The organism is Rothia sp. CCM 9417, assembly GCF_048513575.1.
In the GTDB taxonomy this organism is placed as follows: Bacteria; Actinomycetota; Actinomycetes; order Actinomycetales; family Micrococcaceae; genus Rothia.
On the sequence record NZ_JBLXXT010000005.1, the window covers coordinates 33,888 to 53,752 of the forward strand.

Annotated in this window: 20 protein-coding genes and 1 pseudogene; 2 read left to right on the forward strand and 19 right to left on the reverse strand. The window is 55.9% G+C overall.

Annotated features, from left to right (window positions below; genetic code table 11):
• The 10 genes from ACN082_RS07025 to infC all read right to left on the reverse strand — a co-directional run bounded on the left by ACN082_RS07025 (position 1) and on the right by infC (position 9,329).
• Positions 1–723 carry a hypothetical protein gene (locus ACN082_RS07025; RefSeq protein ID WP_419100147.1) on the reverse strand — a complete coding sequence of 241 codons (723 nt, stop codon included), beginning with the start codon at positions 721–723 and terminating at the stop codon, positions 1–3.
• 165 nt (positions 724–888) lie between these two features.
• The gene (locus tag ACN082_RS07030; protein WP_419100148.1) at positions 889–1,323 is read right to left on the reverse strand and encodes a (deoxy)nucleoside triphosphate pyrophosphohydrolase; all 435 of its coding nucleotides are present in this window, start codon (positions 1,321–1,323) and stop codon (positions 889–891) included.
• A 51-nt stretch (positions 1,324–1,374) separates the two neighbouring features.
• Positions 1,375–2,304 (reverse strand): TrmH family RNA methyltransferase, encoded by a 930-nt coding sequence (locus tag ACN082_RS07035; protein ID WP_419100149.1) that lies wholly within the window; start codon positions 2,302–2,304, stop codon positions 1,375–1,377.
• 48 nt (positions 2,305–2,352) lie between these two features.
• Positions 2,353–3,792, reverse strand: coding sequence for an NAD-dependent epimerase/dehydratase family protein (locus ACN082_RS07040; RefSeq protein WP_419100150.1), 1,440 nt, complete (start codon positions 3,790–3,792; stop codon positions 2,353–2,355).
• A 186-nt stretch (positions 3,793–3,978) separates the two neighbouring features.
• On the reverse strand, positions 3,979–5,262 hold the full coding sequence (gene efeB / locus ACN082_RS07045; RefSeq protein WP_419100151.1) for an iron uptake transporter deferrochelatase/peroxidase subunit: 1,284 nt from the start codon (positions 5,260–5,262) through the stop codon (positions 3,979–3,981).
• An 85-nt stretch (positions 5,263–5,347) separates the two neighbouring features.
• Positions 5,348–6,520, reverse strand: a complete 1,173-nt coding sequence (efeO, locus tag ACN082_RS07050; RefSeq protein WP_419100152.1) for an iron uptake system protein EfeO — start codon at positions 6,518–6,520, stop codon at positions 5,348–5,350.
• A 17-nt stretch (positions 6,521–6,537) separates the two neighbouring features.
• On the reverse strand, positions 6,538–7,380 hold the full coding sequence (gene efeU, locus ACN082_RS07055; RefSeq protein WP_419100153.1) for an iron uptake transporter permease EfeU: 843 nt from the start codon (positions 7,378–7,380) through the stop codon (positions 6,538–6,540).
• A gap of 337 nt (positions 7,381–7,717) precedes the next feature.
• Positions 7,718–8,101, reverse strand: a complete 384-nt coding sequence (rplT, locus tag ACN082_RS07060; RefSeq protein WP_419100154.1) for a 50S ribosomal protein L20 — start codon at positions 8,099–8,101, stop codon at positions 7,718–7,720.
• Between the two features lie 120 nt (positions 8,102–8,221).
• A complete protein-coding gene (gene rpmI / locus ACN082_RS07065; protein ID WP_419100155.1) occupies positions 8,222–8,416 on the reverse strand; it encodes a 50S ribosomal protein L35 in 195 nt (64 codons plus the stop codon).
• A gap of 184 nt (positions 8,417–8,600) precedes the next feature.
• Complete coding sequence (gene infC / locus ACN082_RS07070; protein ID WP_419100156.1) at positions 8,601–9,329, reverse strand: translation initiation factor IF-3; 729 nt, start codon at positions 9,327–9,329, stop codon at positions 8,601–8,603.
• Between the two features lie 275 nt (positions 9,330–9,604).
• Here infC and ACN082_RS07075 point away from each other — a divergent pair, with 275 nt between their 5' ends.
• The gene (locus ACN082_RS07075; RefSeq protein WP_419100157.1) at positions 9,605–10,027 is read left to right on the forward strand and encodes a DUF1844 domain-containing protein; all 423 of its coding nucleotides are present in this window, start codon (positions 9,605–9,607) and stop codon (positions 10,025–10,027) included.
• A 58-nt stretch (positions 10,028–10,085) separates the two neighbouring features.
• On the opposite strand, the gene ACN082_RS07080 is transcribed toward ACN082_RS07075, so the two are convergent.
• The 7 genes from ACN082_RS07080 to ACN082_RS07110 all read right to left on the reverse strand — a co-directional run bounded on the left by ACN082_RS07080 (position 10,086) and on the right by ACN082_RS07110 (position 15,110).
• On the reverse strand, positions 10,086–10,997 hold the full coding sequence (locus tag ACN082_RS07080) for an SseB family protein (RefSeq protein ID WP_419100158.1): 912 nt from the start codon (positions 10,995–10,997) through the stop codon (positions 10,086–10,088).
• Complete coding sequence (gene priA / locus ACN082_RS07085; RefSeq protein WP_419100159.1) at positions 10,997–11,728, reverse strand: bifunctional 1-(5-phosphoribosyl)-5-((5-phosphoribosylamino)methylideneamino)imidazole-4-carboxamide isomerase/phosphoribosylanthranilate isomerase PriA; 732 nt, start codon at positions 11,726–11,728, stop codon at positions 10,997–10,999. Before priA ends, ACN082_RS07080 begins: the two co-directional genes overlap by 1 nt.
• 25 nt (positions 11,729–11,753) lie before the next feature.
• The gene (locus ACN082_RS07090) at positions 11,754–11,924 is read right to left on the reverse strand and encodes a hypothetical protein (protein WP_419100160.1); all 171 of its coding nucleotides are present in this window, start codon (positions 11,922–11,924) and stop codon (positions 11,754–11,756) included.
• Between the two features lie 5 nt (positions 11,925–11,929).
• Complete coding sequence (gene hisH / locus ACN082_RS07095; protein WP_419100161.1) at positions 11,930–12,604, reverse strand: imidazole glycerol phosphate synthase subunit HisH; 675 nt, start codon at positions 12,602–12,604, stop codon at positions 11,930–11,932.
• The gene (gene hisB, locus ACN082_RS07100; RefSeq protein WP_419100162.1) at positions 12,601–13,236 is read right to left on the reverse strand and encodes an imidazoleglycerol-phosphate dehydratase HisB; all 636 of its coding nucleotides are present in this window, start codon (positions 13,234–13,236) and stop codon (positions 12,601–12,603) included. The genes hisH and hisB overlap by 4 nt, the downstream gene beginning before the upstream one ends.
• A gap of 19 nt (positions 13,237–13,255) precedes the next feature.
• On the reverse strand, positions 13,256–14,365 hold the full coding sequence (locus tag ACN082_RS07105) for a histidinol-phosphate transaminase (RefSeq protein WP_419100163.1): 1,110 nt from the start codon (positions 14,363–14,365) through the stop codon (positions 13,256–13,258).
• 76 nt (positions 14,366–14,441) lie between these two features.
• Positions 14,442–15,110, reverse strand: coding sequence for a LysM peptidoglycan-binding domain-containing protein (locus ACN082_RS07110; RefSeq protein ID WP_419100164.1), 669 nt, complete (start codon positions 15,108–15,110; stop codon positions 14,442–14,444).
• 271 nt (positions 15,111–15,381) lie between these two features.
• On the opposite strand from ACN082_RS07110, the pseudogene lexA reads away from it, so the two are divergent.
• Positions 15,382–16,041, forward strand: a pseudogene (gene lexA / locus ACN082_RS07115) (transcriptional repressor LexA); the annotation flags it as partial.
• A gap of 96 nt (positions 16,042–16,137) precedes the next feature.
• Here lexA and ACN082_RS07120 read toward each other — a convergent pair.
• Positions 16,138–18,186, reverse strand: a complete 2,049-nt coding sequence (locus ACN082_RS07120; RefSeq protein ID WP_419100165.1) for an ATP-dependent DNA helicase — start codon at positions 18,184–18,186, stop codon at positions 16,138–16,140.
• Positions 18,183–19,790, reverse strand: coding sequence for a GTPase HflX (hflX, locus tag ACN082_RS07125; protein WP_419100166.1), 1,608 nt, complete (start codon positions 19,788–19,790; stop codon positions 18,183–18,185). The genes ACN082_RS07120 and hflX overlap by 4 nt, the downstream gene beginning before the upstream one ends.
• Positions 19,791–19,865: the final 75 nt, after the last annotated feature.

Genomic DNA, 19,865 nt, shown 5'->3' on the forward strand with positions numbered 1-19,865 from the left:
TTAGTCCTGCTCCTGGGCTAGGTCTTTGAGCCTGAGAATATTCTCCTTGGGCATAGCTCTCAGCCCCATGACGGTGGCCCCAGCGGGGACATCACGATCAACCACTGCACCAACCCCAATGAGGGCACCGTCCCCAATGGTTAAGGGCCTGTCGGGCCTGCCATTGTGGATCACAGCTCCGGGAGCGATCATGACTCCCCGGCCTATCTGCACATGACCCAGGACACTGCTGGAAATACCCAGGACACTAAAATCACCTAAAGACGAGTCGTGGGCAACGATATCCCCTAGAACCAGCGACCCCCTCCCCAGCACAGTATTCCAGCCTGTTCGGCTATGCAGGGCCACAAAAGTACCCTGACCGATCTGGGCGCTGGCTGGAACCAGGGGGCTCAGGCCGGTGCCAGTCAGAATCTTATGCCCATCGTGCCGGCAGCGATTATAAACTTTCTGGCGGACGGCTGGTTTGGTCATACCAATCATGACCCAAGATTCTGGAGGTAGCTCGGCATAGGGAATAACCGGTTTGCCGTCCATAGGGTGTGGCCCTGGCTGAGCCAGATCGTCCACGTAGCCTAAAAGAGGTTGCTGGAAATAGACTTGAGCATCCACCGATATCTGCAGGGTGTTGGGGCTGGAACCGTAAACCCAGAAGCCCCGATTCTCAGACCCCTCAAGCTCTTCAAGTCCTGGCCAGGGATTAGGCTTGAAAATTTCGTACATCTTTCAACACCCTATATGCAATAAGTAATTTTCTTTTATTGTCTCCCTCTTGAAGCTCCAACACAAATTGGGGATGGCTAGAGCAGATACAAAGACTTAATGTTAAGAATAAAAATTTTCACACCTGTAAGAAATATCCCCTATATGTAATTCCCGGTACAAATATCAGCGAGGGTTTTTACCTGACGAAAGGAGCATAGAATTGACTATCGCTCTGTTAGCGGGAATCCAGTTGAGCTCTAGGATACTCAAGTCCCAAGGGGCCCAGCGGAGCTGATGATGATCTTGCAGTGGCAGCGGGTTACCTTGAGCTATCTGAGCCCACCAGAGTCGCATGGACGCTTTCTGGTTTAAGACCCAACCCTGGGGGTGGGGGCCAGCTAATTCGCTGCCTAAGGTAACCCTAACCCCCAGTTCCTCCTGTAATTCCCGGATGAGCGCCTCTCTGCAGCTCTCCCCCGGTTCGACCTTGCCCCCGGGGAACTCCCAGAACCCCGCTAAAGCCGGAGGGGCCGAACGCTGACCTACCAGCAGGCGGGTGGGAGCCTGTATGGAATCAACGATAGCAGCAGCTACTACTTGCACTGGATAGGTTTCCACACGGTTTGCTTGGGCCTGCTCCCCCATTTGAGGCATCCTTATCACCCTTTATTATTTACGGTTCTGGGCCAGCGATGAGGCAAAGAGGCAAACAGCGGCTGCCATACCCACGTTCAGAGACTCTGCAGCACCGCGAAGAGGCACGGCTACGCGCAAGCTGGCAGCGGCTTTTTCCTGGGCGCTAAGCCCAGCGGCCTCGTTACCAAAGAGCCACATGGTGGGGTGAGCCAGATCGTACTTGACCTTCTTACGGGGCTCTACCCCCTTGCGCAGGGCAAAAGCGGCATCCTGGAGGTCGTCCAGGGACACCCGGCCGTAACCGTCCGCTGCCAGCACCCCCAGGCCCTGGGCTTTAGCGTCCTTGGCAAAATCTTCTAGGTCAATACCCTGAATGACAGGCAGGTGGAAGAGGGAGCCGGCGGTGGAGCGCACAGCCTTGGGGTTATAGAGATCCACTGACCCTTTGGTGGTCACGATTAAATCTGCACCAGCCGCATCTGCGGCACGCAGCACAGTGCCTGCGTTACCGGGGTCTTGGATCTGGGCCAGTACAGCAATCAGTGTGGGGTTGATAGCGCCCTCACCCCAGATATCGCCGGGGGCGATATCGAGCTGGTGGGCCACAGCCAGCACGCCCTGGGGGCTAACAGCCTCAGCCATAGCGGCCAGTACGGGGTCGGTGACCATGCGCATGAAGACCTTACGGCCCGGCTGGGGGGTGGGGGTACCGTGGACTTCTTCCATGAGCTGGGCAATGTCCTGGTGGCGGTCAAAGGCCCGCTCGGTGATATAGACGGCATCTAGCAGTGGCTTAGCCTGGTGGGCCAAGAGGGCTTCGCGAACAGCTTGGGGGCCTTCAACCAAGAAGAGCCCGGTCTTAGTGCGGGCGGCACGCGTAGCAAGTTTGGCGATATCCTTCACGCGATCAGCATGAGGGTTTTCCATGACGACGGGGGTAGCGAGGCGTTCTCTAAAATCCATTTCCCCATTCTCTCACGAGCAGGTCCAATAAGGATCCTTGAAATCTACTTACAGAGCGATGCTAACCTTTTTAGACCTCAGTCGCTGGCTAAGATTTTCCCAGGTAGCTAACGCAGCAGTCTCGTAGCCAAATATTGTCATCACTACCAGGTGAACACGGGCCTGAGTCAAAGTATAGACAAACCAGGGCAGGGTTGGCTCATACTCCTGAATAGCGATAATGACCTTGTCCTCAGCCAGCACCCTGCGGAAGATCAGACGGGCCCGATCGTCGTTCTTAACCCTCGCTAATCGACCTCCAGAAATCACATACACTACATCCTGCTCGCTAGAATGCGCAGGGGAATAATCCAAGACCAGTATAGGATCCCGCAACAGGGGCAGGTGAATCTCTGCGTGTCCCTGACTTACCCGAGTACTCACTGCCTTAAAGCTAGCCCGTTGCAACCAGGCCAGGTAGTAGTCAGCCGTGTCCTGCACAGACCAAGACGCGGGAATCCTCACCCGCTGTATTGACTTAACATCATTCTTAGGGTTCTCCATATCCTTTTTAAAGGGAATCGAGAAACGCGGCAAACTGTAGCCCGGGGAATCCTGATTCTCTGTAGCCCTTCGAACGCTCTGCCGGAAAGTCGTCGGGGCATCTGTAATCCCCTCAACCGTGTGTTCAGGGCTGATTACCATATCGTGGACCAGGCTATCGAGTAGGGGGCCAACCATCTCAATGGGCTTACCACTAATCAGGGTCACCCACAGCTTCGAAAGCCAGACAGGGATCAGGGGCACATCCACCATGGGTAGTTTCTTACCTAGTTCCTGGGCAGTCTCTTCAAAAAGCTGGCGGTAGGTCATCTCTTCAGGGCCACCAATATCAATAGCCTGCTGCCCCAAGTCCTGACGCTCAATAACGGCCAGTAAACCATGGACCACATCGTCCAAGGCAACAGGGTGAGTACGATTATAGGCCCATCTGGGCAAGACCAAACCCGGTAGCCGCTGAACCAAGGACTGAAGGATAGGGAAAGAAGAACCCTGCGGCCCCACAATCAACCCTGCCCGCAAAGTCGTCACCGGCACGCCATAGGAACCCAAAATCTTTTCGCACTCCAGGCGACTTGCTAGGTGCCGCGACAGCTTAGGGGCATCAGGGATAATCCCACTCAAATAGACGATGCGTTTGACCCCGCAGGTAGCTGCGGCGCGGGCAAAATTGTCAGCCAGTAGGGCATCCATATCCTCAAAGCTAGCCTGTGTCAGCTTGGCCTGAGGTTGCATGGAATGTACCAGGTAAACCGCCAGATCGATTCCTTGCATAATGCGCTGATTATCCTCAGGTGCAAACAAATCGGCTGCCACCCAGGTGACGTTTTCTTCGTTGGTCTTGCCTTGGGCGCTGCGTGAAACCGCAATGACCTGATGGTTCTTCTTAAGCTCTTTGAGCAGGTTGCCCCCAATATAACCAGAGGCACCTGTGAGTAGGATTTTCATGCCCTGCCACCTTCCACAAAATCATGAGGTCACTGCCAACAGTGCTATGGGTCATAAGCTAGCCTATAGCCCTAGAGGAAGGAAGTAAACAAATAGACGGAGCAGACTGCTAAAGCGCCCCGCCCCTGAGGCAGGGGGGGCTGGCACTCCCCCATCTTATGCAGAAAGCAGAGCCAGCCCACCTGCCTAGCTAGTAGCTTTAAAAAGCCCTGATGCCAGGTAGTCATCCTGGTCTTTGACCCCCGGGGGAACAGCAAAGAGTGCGCTGCCCACATGGCGTAGGTATTCACTCAAGGCATCAGAACTCATCATTGTTCTGAGCATAGGTACAAAGTGAGTGCGAGGGTCGCACACATAGGCGATAAAGAAGAGACCAGCATCCAAGTGGCCCAGGCCATCACTACCATCTGTATAGTTATAGCCTCGCCTCAGCATCTTAGCTCCCCCATGGTTATCAGGGTGCATCAGTCGCATATGGGCATCGTCGGGGATAATGGGGCCAGACTTGCCCTGCATGGAAAAATCTGGCTTATCGAATTCTCCACCGCCAGAAAGAGGAGCCCCATCTTTCTTAGTTCGCCCAATAATTTCTTCTTGTTCCTTTAAGGAAGTCCGATCCCAGGGCTCAATATGCATGCGGATCTTACGCACAGCACAGTAGGTGCCGCCCTCCATCCAGGCAGGATTACCTTCAGAATTAGCGCCAGAAGCCCACACATGATCTACCAGGGAATCCTTACTTTCAGCCTTAATGTTGGCGGTGCCATCCTTAAAACCGAAGAGGTTACGGGGGGTGATCTGCGCGGTGGAGGTAGAAGACGTCCTACCAAAGCCTAGCTGGCTCCACATGACCGCAGCCCGGCCCGCCGCCAGTCGCACCAGGTTACGAATAGCGTGCACAGCTACCTGCGGATCATCTGCACAGGCTTGAATACACACATCTCCACCTTGCCAGTTACTCTCCAGCATATCGCCACTCATCTTGGGAATATCTTCGAGAGCCGGGGGAAGCTGATCAGCAAGACCGAAACGATCTTTACCGTCCGCGTCAAGGAAGAGTGACCGGCCTAGCCCAAAAGTAAGGGTCAGATGGGCAGCGGGAAGATCCATAGCTTCGCCAGTATCATCCGGTGGAGATTCAAGAGGCTTTTCCTCCCCCACATCCTGGCCAGCCATTAAGCTACGGCTCATCAGAGTCCAGTCCATGAAGAGCTCTTGTAGCTCTTTTCTGGTTTCTGCTGTAATTTTTAGAGCCACAAAATGCAGGCGATCTTGGGCGGGCGTTACTACCCCACTTTGGTGTTCGCCAAAAAAGGGGTAGCTATTCTGGTCTTCTGCCGCTGATTCTGATGCTTTCAGAGAGCTACAGGCTGTGCCCCCAGCTACCAGGGCTACGCCCAGACTACTTAACATAGCAGCGCGCCGGTTCATGCTGGGAAGTGCTAGTGCGGGATTCTTCTTTTCAGGCATATAAGCCTTCTTTCTATGGGAAAGGCTCCTGCTCTTATACTGAGCAGGAGCCTAGGTCTTTTACCGTGCAAAGCTGCTGGAGCTACTAAATGATTGCTCCGGTCAGTTGCGATAAAGGCTCGCTCAGAGCATCAATGGCATCTGAGAGCTGACGAATCTGTTCCTGAGAAAGATCAGTGTAAGGAGTGAACTCGTCACCTTGCTGATATTGATCCAAGAGTTTCTGGACGTCATCGAACTTTGCTTCTAGGGTGGTACCCAGCTCAGAGTTCTTGGCTTCGAGCAGCGGGCGTACGTCCTCGAAGGCCACTCTAGCGCCGTCAATATTGCCCTGGAAATCGGAGAGGTCAGTATGAGACCAGATCTCTTCTTCCCCGGTGATCTTAGAGAAAACAACCTCATCCAGTAGGCTCTTAGCACCGTTAGCAATCTGGTCGACGGTTAGATCTAAATCGCGAGTCTGGTCATAGAGCTTCTGAGTGTTTTCTTGAAGTTCAAGAGCTGCTTTCTTGAGCTCATCATCGGTCAAGGGGGTGTAGGGCTTACCGCCATTTTCTTCGGGGGTAGGTTGCCAGAGATCTTTCTCCAGCAAGTGCCAGCCTGTCCACTCCTGCCCGTCTTCCAGGTCAGCTTCTCGTGCATCCAGCAGGGGGTCAAGATCGCCAAAGGATTCCGCTACAGGCTCGATACGTTCATAGTGAATACGGGCCTGGGGGTAGAGGGAGCGAGCACTGTCTTTATCACCGGACTGCAGGGCCTCTACAAACTGGTCTGTCTTAGTCTTAAGCTGCTCGGTCTGATCTTTAACATAGGCCGTGTACTGATTGACAGCGGTGTCACGCAGGGCCTGCTCATCCGCTGCCACCGGAGAGGCATCAGGATTAGCTGTTACTTTCAAGTCCCCCATAATGCCGTCACCGACCATACCTGGCTTGCAGGAGGTCTTGTACTGACCTTCGGCCAGTTCAACTGTCAAGTCTCGGGTAATTCCAGGGCCGATATTTTCAATCTCCGAGATAATCCTTAAACCGTCATCGGCCAGGATATAGAACTCGGTGACTTCCTTACCATCATTGGTCACAGAGAAGGTGTTCTTACCCGCTTTAACCTCAGTGCTTGAGAGCTTACATTCGGTCTCGGTAGATGAGACCTTAACAGCCTCAGTGCTGTCATCAGATTTAGCGTTTTCGGTACAACCGGTCAAGGCAAACAGCCCTACCGAAAGAGCCAGAGCGCTCAGCTTAAGATTTTTATTCATAGTTTTTCCTTTGGTTTCTAGGATGAGGTTCTTGGTTGGGGGCTAGTTCTTGGGGAGACAACTTTACTGCGGTTCTTAGCCACAAAGAGGGGAAGCACAATACCCACATAGGTACACCAGGCGATAGCCTCCAGCCAGGTTGTAGCCGGGGAGAAGTTGAAGATAGCTTTCAGGAGCGTGCCCAGCAGGGAGGTGGGGGCAATAAGATGAGAAATATCGAAAGCTAGAGAGTTCAAGCCTGGCAAAATCCCAGCCTCCTGCAGGTCGTGAACGCCATAGGCCAGCACCCCTGCAGCAATAAAAATTAGAAAGAGCCCGGTGTAACGGAAGAAAATCCCCAGGTTGAGTTTAAGGGCGCCGCGCATGATCAGCCAGGCTAAGAGAACCGCCAGGGCGATGCCCAGTAGAGCTCCTATAAGTGCCGTGGCTCCGTTACCTACGGATTGGGAGGCGGCCCAAATAAAGAGAGCTGTTTCAAGCCCTTCGCGGCCCACCGATAAAGCAGCCAGTAAGACAACGGCTCCAGTACTTGCCTGAACCAGGTCAATTTTTTGGCCAAGCTCACGGGAAAGCTGCTTTGAATTTTCTGCCATCCAGAAAATCATCCAGGTTACAAATCCCACAGCAATAATGGACAGGCTCCCACCGATTGCCTCCTGCGCCTCGAAGGTCAGGCCTCTGGGCCCAAACGTGAGCAGAGCCCCGAAGCCCAGAGAAACCAATACCGCCAGGCTTACACCCATCCAGATTTTAGGGATGAGATGGGATTTACCTGTTTTGCGCACGTAAGCTAGCAAAAGGCCAACGATCAGAGCCGCTTCCAGCCCCTCTCGCAGTCCAATCAGGAAGTTTTGGAACATGTAAACCTGTTTCTTCAGAAAAAATAATATTAGGTATACCTATTATAAACATTAAGTCATCTTTAACAGCATTTTTATGTGACTTATTTCAGTTACCTGCCTGCCTTTTGGCTCAACAATGAGCAAAGACCGCTAAGATCTACCCCCTTCGGCTACCCCCGTCCTTTCTCTCTTGACCCCATTGTTCACCCCGGGTTCAAGAGAGAAAGACGGGTCTGTAGAAGACAGGGGGTAGGGCGCATAAAGAAACCGCCTCCCACTCCCCCTACCTAGGGGTAGAAGAGTGGAAGGCGGTCCGTTGTCCCAGGCAGGGCCGGGGACAGAGAAAGCTCAAAGACTAGGAAGCCTTGGGAGCTGAAGTGTCCTCAGGCAGGTTGTTCTTAGCGATTTCAACCAGAGCTGAGAAAGCAGCGGGCTCGTTGACAGCCAGCTCAGCCAGCATACGACGATCAACCTCAACCTCAGCAGCCTTCAGACCCTGAATGAAACGGTTGTAGGTCAGACCTTCAGCGCGGGCTGCAGCGTTAATACGCTGAATCCACAAGCGACGGAAGTCACCCTTCTTCTTACGACGGTGGTCATAGCTGTATACCAGTGAGTGAGTGACCTGTTCCTTAGCCTTACGGTAAAGGCGTGAACGCTGGCCACGATAGCCCGATGCACGGTCCAGGATTACTCGGCGCTTCTTATGCGCGTTTACCGCGCGCTTCACACGTGCCACGTGTGTCTCCTTACATCTTGTGTCCTACCCAGCTTTGAATCACTAGCGCTGGTGCAGGAGAGAAAATATCTACTTTTGGTGTGCCCGCAAAGGGGCGAAGCTTCAGGAAGCAGGCTAGGCTTACTTGCCCAGCATCTTCTTGATGACCTTTGACTGACCGCCGGTTACAATCTGGTCAGAAGCCAGACGACGGGTCAGACGGGAGGACTTGTGCTCCAGGTAGTGGCGGCGGTTAGCCTGCTGGCGCTTTACCTTGCCAGTACCGGTGAGCTTGAAGCGCTTCTTAGCACCAGAGTGGGTCTTCTGCTTCGGCATGAGCCGATTCTCCTTACCTTCTACCCTCACGCCCTCTCAGGCGGTGAGGAACTGAAAAACTCAACAACGTTTCGCTGTCTAAGGGTGTTGTGCTCGCTGAGGGACCGCACGTGCGGTTCCCAGGCGAACCAGGACCAAACACTGAACACTATAGGAGCCGTGCTTGGATGTCTATTTTCAGTTCTTATTCGGCGGAAGCCTGAGCCTTAAGTTCCTCCGGCATTGAATCTGCCAGAGAATTGGTCACAGGAGTAGCCTCGGTGGTGTTGACGCGTTCGCGACCCTTGCGTCCGCTTGCCTTAGGGCTCTCACGGCGGACTTCTTGCTTACCGCGGAGCGGAGCAAGAACCATCACCATGTTACGACCGTCTACACGGGGGTTTGACTCTACAGTGCAAACCTCCGCCAGGTCGCCGGCCATCCGTTCAAGCAGGCGCACACCCATCTCGGGGCGCTGCTGTTCACGACCACGGAACTGAATCATAGCCTTGACCTTGTCACCGCTGGCCAGGAAACGACGTGCGTGCCCTACCTTGGTTTCGTAGTCATGGGTGTCAATTTTCAGGCGGAAACGGATTTCCTTCAAAGAAGCATTGACCTGCTTCTTTCGAGATTCACGTGCCTTCACTGCGGCTTCGTACTTGTACTTACCGAAGTCCATAAGCTTACACACAGGCGGCTTAGCGTTAGGGGCAACCTCAACCAGGTCGAGGTCTGACTCCTGAGCAAGACGCAGTGCATCTTCTACGCGGACAATACCGACCTGCTCACCGCCGGGGCCGACGAGTCGAACTTCCGGTACGCGAATTCGGTCGTTGATGCGTGGATCGCTAATGACAAAGCTCCTGTTGCTTGTGCGGGTTTCCCCGTGAATTTCTGTGGGAGCAGAAAAGCCCCCGGTTGCGGTCAGCAAGCGGAGGCTAAGATACCCACCCGATGGAGTGTATGGCAGACGAGTGCCCTACATTCCTGTCACAGCTTCAGCTGTGTGGGATAACCCGGCAACCTGTTGAGCGGTCACGGGGTGGGAACCTTGAAAGTTCCGCTTGCAAACAGATAGTCACTCTACCGGTATTTCGGGGATTTATCAAGAGTAAACCGGCAAGCCCCTATCTGTCAGCCCGCTTTTAGCCTTTACAGGTGTTCACGATTGACAGTCTTTTAGGCCGGTATGAGATTCTAGTAACCATGAGCAACGAATCTACCTACCGTTTTGATGAAAACCAGCCCACCGGCGCGGAGCAACTCCCCGAAGGCCTCACCGCTGAGCAGGTCAACGAAGTTAATGCCCAAATGCGTGACATTGCCGAAGTACCTGCTGTTGAGGTCATCACCACCGCCGCCGTACACCTGATGAGCGCCGCCGCCGTCAAGTGCGGTTTAGCCGCCGATGAAAACGCCGATGAGCTCAAGGACCTAGACGAGGCCCGCAAGCTCATTACTACCCTGGCCGGCTTCGTCACTGCCGCCGCACCCGAAATCGGCTCCCAGCATGCGGCCCCCCTCCGCGATGGTCTGCGCTCTCTTCAGCTGGCTTTCCGCGAGGCTTCCCCCTACCCCGATGCGCCGGGCCAGGGCCCGGGTGAAAAGTTCACCGGCCCTGTCTTCTAGAACAGGAGCCTGTAATTCTAAGCGTAATGGCGGGGCCTACACCCCGCCATTTTTAGGTTTAGGCTGAGGCCAGAGCAATCTGAACTGAGTCCACCTGCTCGGAAAGCAGGCGATGTCCCGCTAAGCCTTCCCGAAGTTTGCCCACCGTCCGGTCTACCTGCTCCCGATTCAAGCCGGGAATCAGCTTGAGCGTAATGTTGAGCTCAGGGCCGGGGCCACCACCTGCCAAGACCTTACCCGTAGCAGAGCGTGAATAGACACCGGCACCGGGGCTAGCTTCTACACTCACAACTCCCGACAGTGGGGTTACAAGGTCAGAAAGCGCCTGGGCGACCTGCGAGTTACGGTAGGACGGTACCCACTTCTGACCCCGCGCTATAGCCCATACCGCCGGGCGACGAACTACAAAGGTTACGTCCTGCCCGGGATTAACCACGATCAGTTGGTTATCGTCCTCTATCGCAGAAAGAGCTGTCTTGCGCATATCTGCGGCAACAGGTCGAGCTAAATCATGCCAGGCAGTTAGCGCGTCAACACTGGTAAACACCGGCAGAGCCTTACGACCATCGGGAGCTTGAATACTGACCAGGGCCATGTCTGACTCTTTATCGGAGACCAGCCCGTCAGCGGTAATTTCTGCCTGCGAAAGCTGGGCAACGATAGGTGCAAAAACCCTTACCTGCCGGAGGGCATCGACCACCGCAACTTCGTCAACAGTATCGGCTATGAAGTCAGCCAGCACTTTTTCAAGGTTGGGGTCGGTTCTACCGTCATCGCCGGAATAAAGGTGGGTGTGGCTGGTTCCCTCACCCAGGTTGCGCCCCTCCCACGGCTGGCCACCTGTGTCGGTGCTCCTGCCGGCAGAAGCCAACTGGGCGGCAATGTGGGCAGGTAACTCCCGTTTGGGACCACCAGGGTTCCCGCGCCCGTGGGTGTGAGCGCGACGAAGGCGATCAGAAAAATCAGTCACTAGGGGCGACCCGCTAGATCAAGTGCCTGCTCCAGGGTGAACTTACCCGCGTACAGAGCTTTACCGGTAATGGCGCCTTCTACACCGTAAGGCACCATGGTACGCAGGGCGGCAATATCGTCCAAAGTGGCAATACCACCGGAAGCAACAACAGGCTTATCTGTGCGCTCAGCGACCTTGCGCAGTAGTTCAAGGTTGGGCCCCTGCAGAGTGCCGTCCTTAGTGACGTCAGTAACCACGTAGCGGGCACAGCCGTCCTCGTTCAGGCGGTCAAGCACCTCCCAGAGGTTGCCCCCTTCTTTGGTCCAGCCACGGGCGGCCAGCACGTCACCGCGCACATCCAGGCCCACAGCGATCATGTCCCCGTGCTGGGCAATAACCTTGCGAGTCCATTCTGGGTTTTCCAAAGCTGCGGTGCCCAGGTTAATGCGTGTGGGGTTCAGGCTCAGAGCGCGTTCCAGGGAAGCATCGTCGCGGATACCGCCAGACATTTCAATCTTGATGGAGAGTTCCTGGGCGACCTCGGTCAGGATATCGATGTTATCGCCACGCCCAAAGGCTGCGTCCAAATCGACCAGGTGCAACCACTCTGCACCCGCCTTCTGCCACTCCAGGGCCGCTTCGACCGGTGAGCCGTAGTTAGTCTCGGAACCGGCTTCACCCTGAATCAGGCGCACAGCCTGGCCATTTGCCACATCAACTGCCGGGAGCAGTTCAAGTCGTTGAGTCATTCATTTCTCCTAGAAATCTGTACGTTTAGCTGTAGTTAAGGACAAGGTAAAAGCCATAGCCGGCGAAAGCTAAGCCCACCAGTAAGAGCACTAGCTGGGCCACCCAAGTAATTTTCTGCTTGTAGAAGGAGTAGGCCCCACCCAGAAACATCATGCCCACCGTCATCAGCAAGAGGCCAGAAGTACTTGCAGACATCCCTATTACTCCTTACCAGCTAGACGGCCAGTTACCGGCAAGGCACTGATCCAGTTCCGCAGGAGCTGGATTCCAGCCTCCCCAGATTTTTCGGGGTGGAACTGGGTTGCGCTGAGAGGGCCGTTTTCTACCGCCGCAATAAAATCAACGCCGTGCTTGGCCCATGTTACCTGCGGAGGAAGCATAGCCTCGTTGTTCTGATCGAAGTTCCACTCCTGAACACCGTAAGAATGCACAAAGTAGAAGCGTTCATGTTCGATACCCGCAAAAAGGGTGCTGCCTGCCGGAGCCTTGACGGTATTCCAGCCCATGTGCGGCACTACGGGTGCTTTGAGGGGTTCCACGGTGCCAGGCCACTCCCCCAGACCCTGGGCTTCAATCCCGTGCTCAACACCTTTTTCAAACATGACCTGAAGGCCAACGCAGATACCGAGTACGGGGCGACCACCGGCAACACGCCTCCCAATCATGCGGATAGCGTCTGCATGGCGCAGCCCGTCCATCACAGCCTTGAAAGCACCTACGCCCGGCACTACCAGGCCGTCGGCCCCAAGTACGTCTTCCTCAGCCCGCGAGAGAATTACCTGCGCACCGGCTTCTTCAAGAGCGCGAACGGCTGAGCGGACATTGCCCGCGCCGTAATCAAGGACGGTTACTGTAGGCTTCTGCTCAGCACTCATGAGAGCGCCCCCTTGGTGGAAGGAATACCAGAGTGGCGGGGATCGGGCTCAACTGCCTGGCGCAGGGCACGGGCCAGAGCCTTGAACTGGGCTTCGGCAATATGGTGCGGATCCCGACCGCCGAGCAGGGTGATATGCAGGCAAATACCGGCGTGGTAGGCAATTGCCTCAAAGACGTGCCGCACCATAGAACCGGTAAAGTGCCCGCCAATCAGGTGGTACTCGTAGCCTTCGGGTTCACCGGTGTGCACTAGGTAGGGGCGCCCCGAAATATCGACGACAGCTGAGGCAAGAGCCTCGTCCAGGGGTACGGTAGCGCTGCCAAAGCGACGGATACCGGCCTTATTGCCCAGCGCCTTGCCTAGTAGCTCGCCTAGCACAATCCCGGTGTCTTCAACGGTGTGGTGAACATCTATATGGGTATCACCGGTGCACTTTATCGTCATGTCAATCAGTGAGTGCTTGGACAGAGCGGTAAGCATGTGGTCATAGAAGGGCACGCCGGTATCAATGTCGGAGACCCCGGTACCGTCAAGGTTAATTTCAAGGCTGACCGAGGACTCGCTGGTCACACGCTCCATAGATGCGATTCGGGGGCCGATTCCGGTTGATGTAGTGGTGGGTACTGCCATAATTGCCTCTTTGCTGTGGTTAAGGTTCAAAAGTTTCGATATAGGTGCTCAGATGCTCCAGGAAGGCGCTGGTTTCCGCCTCAGTACCGGCGGTGACTCGTAGGAAGCCGGGAATACCGTTATCGCGCACCAGGACTCCACGTTCGAGCAGATAGTTCCAGGCAGCTTTTTCGTCCTTAAGTCCACCGAAGAATACAAAGTTGGAATCCGAGACAGCCGGGGCCAGTCCGAGTTCTCGCAACCGGTTGACAATGCGATCGCGCTGGCTACGGATGTCATCGACATTGGCTAGAAGTTCAGTCCGGTGTCGCAGGGCTGCAATAGCGGTTGCCTGGGTGACTGCTGATAGGTGGTAGGGCAAGCGCACCAGGCGAACAGCATCTGCTATCAGAGGATCGGCGGCAAAATAACCCAGCCGAGCACCGGCTAAGGCGAATGCTTTGCTCATGGTACGAGTGACAATCAGGTTACGACGGCCCGGCAGTAAGGTGAGCGCGGTCTGAGTACGGTCCTGGGCAAACTCTGCGTAGGCTTCATCGACCACGACGATACCGTTATAGGTTGAAACCGCATCGTAGACGGCCTCAATAACATCTAACCCCAAGCCCGTTCCGGTGGGGTTATTGGGTGAGCAAAGAATGACGATGGTGGGGCTGTGTTGTTGAATCTGTTCAACAGCCGACTCTGCACTCAGAGAGTAGTCAGCGGCTCTGCGCCCAGCAACAAAAGCTGTGTTGGTTCCATCGGCCAGAAGCGGGTACATGGAGTAGGTCGGGACGAAGCTCATGACGCTCCGGCCGGGCCCGCCAAAGACCTGCATAATCTGCTGAAGAATCTCGTTGGAACCGTTAGCTGCCCAAACCTGGTCAGGGGTCAGGCCGTGGCCCAGGTAAGCAGATAGTTCAGCACGCAGGGTATCAAATTCACGGTCCGGGTAACGGTTGAGGGTGACTGCCACTTGGGCAACCTCACGCGTAATAGCCTCCACAACTTCTTGAGGCATGGGGTGCGTATTCTCATTAACGTTGAGCGTTACCGGCACATCGATCATGGGCGCGCCGTAGGGTGAGCGGCCACGCAGGTCATCACGCAAGGGCAGGGCATCAAGGCTTTGAGTAGTATCAGTCACCCCCCTAGTGTATCTACTGGGCTCCGGTTCCCGCATTTTTATCCCGAACTCTGAGGGGAATTACTTAGTCTTGGCTCTATTTACTGTAAACGGGCACTTCAAGCACCTGTCCGGGCTCTACCTGGGCGCTCCTTAAAGCGTTGATTTGCATAATGCGATTGACGACGTCACGGCTGTCCTGCCCCGGGGCGACCTGCTGGGCGATAGTCCAGAGGGAGTCACCGTGGTAGACCCTAACCATCTGACTTACGGGCGCTTCGGAATAGCTTGTGCTGCTCTTGGCCTGGGTCGGGAAAGCATAGGTGAAGGCACCCAAGACCATGAGGGCTGCCAGCGTGAGGAGCGGTAGTCCGCGAAAAATTAGCCGCCCCCTCCGGGTAAGGCGGAAACCCCCGCGCTGAGACACACGGGAACTATGTTTGGTTGCCGAAGTAACCTGGTAGCCATTCTGCCCAGCTTCTAGAGACTCCAGCCCCCGCTTGGTAGCGGGCAAGCTGGGACGGTCAGCGTGGGCAACTTGCCGCTGAGCGGCTCCTTTGATTCTCCCAGAGGAGCTGGCGTTCGCCCCCAGGTGCCCGGCACAAGGGCTAAGGGGAGCATATCGAATACGGTAACGAGGTTGTCGAACAGAACCCGCCGAGACAGCTTCGGAGGCAGTTGATCGGGGAACGAAAGTAGCTGCCTGATCAAGGGGCTTCTTCAAAGAAGTACGAGCCATAAACTCGGGCAGTGCGATAGTGCTCATAAGTCTTTCTCCTGATTCATGCTCAGACACCCACATCGAATGCCTGTTCTAAAATTGATTCGTATATATGTTCTATCAGAAAAATCGAACAGAGTCGAGAAAAATTAGAACAAATGTTTGAATAAGCTGCTGGCTTGGCATAGTCTTAGAAGACCACTTCATAAGTACACAAGGGGTGGCTGACACTTTAAGAACCGATAAGAGACGAGACACCGTGAGCGAACGAACCCCGCAGACTCCGGCACCCCTTTCCCTTAAGGGCGCTCGCCCCCTGACAGCGCGCCAAAAGAAAATTCTTGACGCAATATCTACCGCAATTGACGAGTACGGTTATCCGCCCTCTATGCGTGAGATTGGCGATATTGTGGGGTTGGCTTCGCTCTCTTCTGTCACCCATCAGCTCTCCCGGCTTGAAGAGATGGGATACATTCGCAGGGACCCCAAACGGCCACGCGCTATTGAAGTACTCACAGGTGAAGAGCCGCTCGAAGAGCCAAGGCCTGAGACCAGCGTCATTACCCTGCCGGTGCTTCCCACCTTTGCTCAGAATGATGAGAACGTAGCTACCGTCCCCTTGGTTGGACGCATTGCCGCCGGCGCACCAATTGCCGCAGAACAGGCGGTCGAAGACGTCATGACTCTCCCGCGTCAGCTGGTGGGCCAGGGCGACCTCTTCATGCTTCGAGTCAAAGGTGACTCCATGATTGATGCCGCTATCTGCGACGGTGACTGGGTGGTGGTTCGTGCTCAGAACACTGCCCAAAACGGTGAAATTGTAGCGGCCCTCCTCGATGACGAGGCAACGGTTAAGACCTTCCGCCAGCGTGATGGGCACACCTGGCTGCTACCTCAGAACACTCAGTACGAACCCATCCTGGGTGACTCAGCAACCATCATGGGCAAGGTCGTCTCCGTCCTGCGTAGCCTCTAGAGCGAATCTGACAAAGCGAGCATTTTATTAGCTCAAGAGTCTGGGGCCAGAATCACCATGATTCTGGCCCCAGACTGTTTACTCTGCCATCCCTGATTAGGCTTCTTGGCTTTCAAGGGCTTCATGCAAGCGCTGTAAGGCGCCTACCACTACGTCCTGGCGGGTAGTAGTCCAAAAAGGTGGTAGCGATTTGACCAAGAATGACCCGTAACGCTGGGTTGCAAGTCGAGAATCCAGCACAGCAACCACACCGCGATCATGCACAGAGCGAATTAGGCGACCGGCTCCCTGGGCCATACGCACCGCCGCATGAGTAGCTGAAACAGCCATAAAACCGTTGCCGCCGTGACTTGCAACTGCCCTGGTCCGAGCCTGTGATAGCGGGTCGTCGGGGCGTGGGAAAGGGATTCTGTCCATAACGACCAGACGGCAAGAGTCGCCGGGCACATCAACGCCCTGCCACAGGCTCATGGTTCCAAAGAGGCAGGCATGGGTGTCTTCGGTGAATTCCTTGACCAGGGCCCGCAAGGACGACTCCCCCTGCAAGAGCACCGTGAGATCAGTTTTTTCTCGAACATACTCAGCGGCAAGTTCAGCACCCCGTTTAGAGGAGAAGAGCCCCAGGGCACCGCCACCAGATGCCGTCACTAACTCCACCAGCCGGTCCAGCTGTTCCACCGAAACACCCCGGCCGGGTTTAGGCAGGTCAGAAGCGATATACAGCACCCCCTGTTTAGGGTAGTCAAAAGGCGAGCCAACATCGATACCGTCCCAGCGGGGGGAGCCCTGCCCCATGAGGCCCAGCGAACCGGCAGTAGCGTCAAAAGACTCGCCCACGGTCAGGGTCGCGGACGTCAGCACCACGGTGCGATTATCGAAAAGGCCTTCGCGCAGATAGCCTGCAACAGAAATCGGGGCGATGTTGAGGGTGGCAGGGTCATCTTCAGCCGCCGCTAGGTAGCCTCTGCCCGGCTCCCAGGAGCCGGTACGCGATACCCAAATGACCTGGAAGTTGGGATCTGCGGTCAGCATCTTTTCGGCGGTTTCGTGTACTTCGGTCAGGCTTGCCCGCACCATCTGACGGCCGGCATCGGCGTCTTTATCGCCGCTCTTGGTGTCTGTTATGGCCTGACGGGCAGCATCGCGCACCCTTTCCATGGCGGCAGCAACACGTTCGGGCAGGCCCCTGGTCATGAGCTCGGCGGGAACACCATTGAGGGAGTCATCGAGAGCCAGGGCAGCTTGTTCAAGGGCGCGGTGGTCAGCGTCGGTGTGACGTTTGAGGCTCCGGGCCACCTTGGTGATGTTGGCCGGGGAAAGTGAACCTGTCACGGCACCTGTGACTCGGTCTGCGAGCTCGTGGGCCTCGTCGATAATGGCGATATCGTGATCCGGCAGGACAGCCGCTCCCTCAAAGGCATTAATAGCTAGCAGGGCGTGGTTAGTAATCACGATGTCGGCATCTGCCGCCCGTGTCCTGGCATTTTCGCTGAAACATTCTTCGACCAGCGGGCATTTCTTGCCCAAACATTCGGAGGCCTTTACCGATACCTGCCGCCACGCTCGGTCGCTGACCCCGGGTAGGAGTTCGTCACGGTCCCCGGTTTCTGTGGTCTGGGCCCAGGAGCGCAGGCGAACTACTTCTTCCCCCAGTTTTCCTGCTGGCCCTACAGAGCCAGTCTCGGTGTCCATATCGAAGAGCGCCTCCCCGTCATCGTCTGGGTAGCCGCCTTCGAGTTTGTGTAGGCAGAGGTAGTTGTTCCGCCCTTTGAGAATAGCCACATCGGTCTGGTGTTCTGGTTCATCGCCCAGGGCTTCAAGAAGCCGGGGAATATCGCGGCTAACGATCTGCGACTGAAGCGCCAGTGTTGCTGTGGCCACAATAATGGGTTTGTCGGAGTGCTGGGCTGCGCTCAGAGCTGGGACCAGGTAGCCCAGGGACTTACCGGTGCCGGTTCCTGCCTGGACCAGTAGATGCCGGTCACTTTCGAGCGCGCGGGCCACATAGGCGGCCATTTTTCGTTGGCCGGGTCGGATTTGGCCGCCACTACGGGCGATAACGGTGTCCAGAAGTTTGAGAACAGGCTGGGCACCGGGCAGGGTTTCAAGTTCCTGCCCGGTGGGTGCGGTGATGTCTTGGGTCATACTCGGACGGTCTCCACCGCTCCTACCGCAACTGCTTGGTCAATTTCTGGCTGCAGGATTTCCAGTAGGTCAGCGTCCAGGGCATAGCCTGCCAAATCGGAGGCTACCTGGTCACGCACCAGGGCGTGGACGTAGGTACCGTCAGAGACAAAGGCAGTGCGGAGAATTTCGGCGTCCCACTCGTGTAGGCGGGAGACAACCCCACCTTGGGCGTAGGGAATAAGCAGGTGTAGTTCCAGCGATGGACGCGGGATAGTCTCGGCAATTTTTACTTGGAGCTCCTCAATCCCCTCACCGGTGCGAGCGGAGACCACAACATGGCTGGGTTCGCGCTGGCGCAGGCGCTCGATGACGAAAGGATCGGCGGTATCGGCCTTGTTGAGCACAATAATCTCGGGAATGTTCTGTGCTCCCACCTCGGTAATCACCTGGCGGACCGATTGAATCTGCCCCTCCGGGTCGGGGTGGGAGACATCGACCACGTGCACAATGACATCGGCGTCGGCGACCTCTTCAAGGGTTGAGCGAAAGGCCTCAACCAGCTGAGTAGGCAGAGAGCGCACAAAACCTACGGTATCGGAGAGGGTGTAACCTACCCCATCGGGAGTCTGGGCCTTACGTACGGTGGGGTCAAGGGTCGCAAAGAGGGCGTTTTCGACCAGGACGCCGGCGTCGGTGAGCCTATTGAGCAAGGAGGACTTTCCCGCGTTGGTGTAACCGGCGATAGCAACGGAGGGCACCCTGTTGCGTTTACGGTTGAGACGCTTGGTTTCGCGGGCAGGTGCCATGGCGGCGATTTCGCGCTTAAGTTTAGCCATACGGGCGCGCAGTCGGCGGCGATCCAGTTCGATTTTGGTTTCACCGGGGCCGCGAGAGCCGATGCCCTCGCCCCCTGCGGCACGGCCACCGGCCTGGCGGGACAAGGAGGCACCCCAACCGCGCAGGCGAGGGAGCATATATTCGAGTTGGGCTAGCTCAACCTGGGCTTTACCCTCCCGAGATTTAGCGTGCTGGGCGAAGATATCGAGAATCAGCGCGGTCCTGTCAATCACTTTGACCTTGACAATATCCTCAATCGCACGGCGTTGGGAAGGCGCTAGCTCTGCATCGACAATGACAGTATCCGCGCCAGTAGCTTCAACAATATCCTTGAGTTCAAGCACCTTACCTGAGCCCAGGTAGGTGCCGGGATCGGGTTTAAGACGGCGCTGTACCAGGCCATCAAGCACTTCGGAGCCAGCGGTTTCTGCCAGCGCGGCCAGCTCACGCAGGGAGTTTTCGGCTTCAGCTAGGGTACCTTCACTCCACACACCTGCCAGGACGACTCGTTCCAGGCGGAGCTGGCGGTATTCGACTTCGGTAACGTCATCGAGTTCGGTGGAGAGGCCCGCAACGCGGCGCAGAGCCCGACGTTCTTCAAGGTCCTGCTGATCACCGTCATAGGATGAGTGTTCGGGCTGGTTGTGGGAGAGCTCTCGGGCTCGCTGCCCCAGGAGGTTACCGGTTGAGCTAGAGGCTCGGCCCAGTACTCGATCTACCGTCAGGCGTAATTGCTCATCGGAGGGTAGCTTCGGTTCCTTGCCGGGGCGTAATGAGTCGGCCATAGTGCCTTTCGTTTAAGAATCAATCGTCCCTACAAGTTTAGCGTGCGGCGTCTAAGGTGAGTAGTAGTGCCGTAG

Excerpts from the sequence above, each read along its gene's own strand:
- ACN082_RS07025 (WP_419100147.1), bottom strand. The coding sequence starts at position 723 with ATGTACGAAATTTTCAAGCCTAATCCCTGGCCAGGACTTGAAGAGCTT.
- ACN082_RS07035 (WP_419100149.1), bottom strand. The coding sequence starts at position 2,304 with ATGGATTTTAGAGAACGCCTCGCTACCCCCGTCGTCATGGAAAACCCT.
- ACN082_RS07040 (WP_419100150.1), bottom strand. The coding sequence starts at position 3,792 with ATGAAAATCCTACTCACAGGTGCCTCTGGTTATATTGGGGGCAACCTG.
- efeB (WP_419100151.1), bottom strand. The coding sequence starts at position 5,262 with ATGCCTGAAAAGAAGAATCCCGCACTAGCACTTCCCAGCATGAACCGG.
- efeO (WP_419100152.1), bottom strand. The coding sequence starts at position 6,520 with ATGAATAAAAATCTTAAGCTGAGCGCTCTGGCTCTTTCGGTAGGGCTG.
- efeU (WP_419100153.1), bottom strand. The coding sequence starts at position 7,380 with ATGTTCCAAAACTTCCTGATTGGACTGCGAGAGGGGCTGGAAGCGGCT.
- rpmI (WP_419100155.1), bottom strand. The coding sequence starts at position 8,416 with ATGCCGAAGCAGAAGACCCACTCTGGTGCTAAGAAGCGCTTCAAGCTC.
- ACN082_RS07075 (WP_419100157.1), top strand. The coding sequence starts at position 9,605 with ATGAGCAACGAATCTACCTACCGTTTTGATGAAAACCAGCCCACCGGC.
- priA (WP_419100159.1), bottom strand. The coding sequence starts at position 11,728 with ATGACTCAACGACTTGAACTGCTCCCGGCAGTTGATGTGGCAAATGGC.
- ACN082_RS07090 (WP_419100160.1), bottom strand. The coding sequence starts at position 11,924 with ATGTCTGCAAGTACTTCTGGCCTCTTGCTGATGACGGTGGGCATGATG.
- hisH (WP_419100161.1), bottom strand. The coding sequence starts at position 12,604 with ATGAGTGCTGAGCAGAAGCCTACAGTAACCGTCCTTGATTACGGCGCG.
- hisB (WP_419100162.1), bottom strand. The coding sequence starts at position 13,236 with ATGGCAGTACCCACCACTACATCAACCGGAATCGGCCCCCGAATCGCA.
- ACN082_RS07110 (WP_419100164.1), bottom strand. The coding sequence starts at position 15,110 with ATGAGCACTATCGCACTGCCCGAGTTTATGGCTCGTACTTCTTTGAAG.
- ACN082_RS07120 (WP_419100165.1), bottom strand. The coding sequence starts at position 18,186 with ATGACCCAAGACATCACCGCACCCACCGGGCAGGAACTTGAAACCCTG.
- hflX (WP_419100166.1), bottom strand. The coding sequence starts at position 19,790 with ATGGCCGACTCATTACGCCCCGGCAAGGAACCGAAGCTACCCTCCGAT.